This window comes from Geobacillus sp. Manikaran-105 (assembly GCF_002809955.1).
GTDB lineage: Bacteria > Bacillota > Bacilli > Bacillales > Anoxybacillaceae > Geobacillus > Geobacillus thermophilus.
This window is the reverse complement of record NZ_PIJG01000122.1, coordinates 1-2,279: the sequence shown is the minus strand read 5'-3', so window position 1 is coordinate 2,279 and position 2,279 is coordinate 1. Positions and strand designations below refer to the sequence as shown.

General features: G+C 39.4%; 2 protein-coding genes and 1 pseudogene. All 3 read left to right on the top strand.

The annotated features are described in order from the left end of the window. Positions 1–494: pseudogene (locus tag CV945_RS16790) on the top strand (transposase); the annotation flags it as partial. A gap of 549 nt (positions 495–1,043) precedes the next feature. Beyond that, positions 1,044–1,190 (top strand): huazacin family RiPP peptide, encoded by a 147-nt coding sequence (locus CV945_RS17800; protein WP_156779978.1) that lies wholly within the window; start codon positions 1,044–1,046, stop codon positions 1,188–1,190. Between the two features lie 109 nt (positions 1,191–1,299). After that, complete coding sequence (locus CV945_RS16785; RefSeq protein ID WP_232722314.1) at positions 1,300–2,187, top strand: radical SAM protein; 888 nt, start codon at positions 1,300–1,302, stop codon at positions 2,185–2,187. The last annotated feature ends 92 nt before the right edge of the window (positions 2,188–2,279 follow it).

Genomic DNA, 2,279 nt, shown 5'->3' with positions numbered 1-2,279 from the left:
CCGTCATTCACGATTGGGTGGCTCCCCTGTACACGGAAAAAACGGGTCGCCCGGCGGCGGATCCGGAACGGCTGCTTCGCCTAATGCTGCTCTCGTATTGGTTCGACCACTCCGAGCGGGAGTTGTATGAGATCCTCCCCATGCATGCCGGATGCTTGTGGTTTTGCGGTCTCGACTTTGAATCCGTGCTCCATCCGGATCCTCATCACCCCACACTGCCGGATCGAACGACGCTCGTCAAAACACGGAAACGCTGGCGCCAACATGGAATCTTTGATCGGCTGATGACCTGCGTGGTGGATCCGTGCATCGCGGCGGGGTTGGTCTCGCCGGATGTCCATGCGGCGGATGACGGCACCCAAGTGCGGGCGAATGCCTCGATCCACAGCTTGCGGGAGGTCAAGCTCGCTCCGGTGGAAACGTTGGAGGACTACCTCGCCCGCACCGCCCGGGAAGATGAACAGACCGAGTCACCGACAGCCGACCGGGATCCTGATGAAGTCTATTCCCCATTAATTCACCGGCCTTCTATATAGGTGCAATTTGAATCTTTAACATTTGTAGTTTTTACAGAGCGATTGGATCGACTGTCGGGCGAGGCTGCGAAGCGGGTGATTGTTCGGTCACCGCCAGTCGAAAAGTGGATAAGCGACTTTTCCGTCAATGATATGTTAAACTTTTTCGTTGCATGTATATAGTAAGTCGATGAGTTCTTTGATAAACTGAGAATACATGCGAATTTTCCTCCAATGGTTGGGATTGGTTACCTTTACCATATAGGAAAATTCGCATTTTCTGTATCCTCTATTTTCTCTATGCACACCGATCTTGAATGATCAAGTACAACTTGTGGTGAATATCCAAAAACTATATTCACTATATAAAGTTTGACAATATACAAAAATACATAATTTTTGTATATTTTGTTAAAAAAGAGTATTCTTTATTTCCAATTTAACAATAACTTGTTAATATATACTTGTAAATCCTACCCTTTTAACAAAGGATAGGAATTTAATAGAATTTAAGGAAGGGGTGATAAAATGAAAGAAGTAAAGCCTGATGGCGTCTGGATGTGCGCTCTCAAATGTGCTGCACCTTGCCTAGGAGTTTGCGCAATTGACACTACTAGCCCAATTATGGATGCAGTAGGAACAACATCAGGATATGCTAGTGGATATGATTCATAAAAAATCTTCTTAGTTGAGATAGGCAAGTGGATTAAGGCGGTGAATATTGGAAAAGTCATCCTTAATGATAGGATGACTTTTCCAAAATATTTATGAAAGGATGAGTACTTTGGAAAAAAGAGGTTTTTACTTTAGCACAATGAATAATTCTTATTTTTATGATGATACGACAGGGAATGTAAGTGTTGTAGATAATGTTCCTAATAAGAGAGTAGTGTTTGGTGAGCAACGTTATGAGTTTAAAGCAGCGAACAGGGAAGAAATAGAAAAATTTATTCATGAAAACGGATTTAGACAATTAATACTGATTGTAACGGAAAATTGCAATCTAAGATGCAAATACTGCGTGTACTCAGGAAACTATGAAAACAGCAGGACACATAATTCCTTTAAAATGGACTCTTCCATCGCTAAAGAAGCTGTATTTAAGTATTTATCTAGTATTTCTAATATAAAGAAAAAGAAGCCGTTTTTGATACCTATAATTGGTTTTTACGGTGGGGAACCTTTATTAAATTATACACTGATCAAAGAAATTGTTACTTACTCTAAGCAAATATACAACGGGAAAATTTATTTTAATATGACAACCAATGCTACCTTATTAGATGAAGAAAAAATAGAATTTTTGGTACACAACAATTTTCTTCTATCTATTAGTTTAAATGGGTATAAGGAAGAAAATGATAGAATGAGAGTTTATGCCAACAACAAAGGTACGTTTGATGACGTTATGGAAAAAATACGCTATATAAAAACTAAATATCCCGATTACTATAGAACGAACTGTCAAATAATAGGGGTTTATGATGTAGGAACGGATTTGCATAAACTTCGAGAATTTTACTCCACGAATGAACTAGTAAAAAACAAATTGACTATGCTTTTGCAGGTATCCGATGTATGTACAGATTGGTACGACCAATATTCAGATGATCAGAAAAACAACTTTAAGAAACAATTGGAAGAATTAAAACAAATATTTATCAAAAAGTAACTATTCACCCCAGTGCTAGTGTATAAAAAAGCCCAGCACAAATAGGGCATTTCGGTCATAGAAAATGCCCTAGGTAGCGGAAAGAACTCGAT

Bases quoted from the DNA above. Each gene is read 5' to 3' on its own strand.
- CV945_RS17800 (WP_156779978.1), top strand. From the start codon at position 1,044: ATGAAAGAAGTAAAGCCTGATGGCGTCTGGATGTGCGCTCTCAAATGT.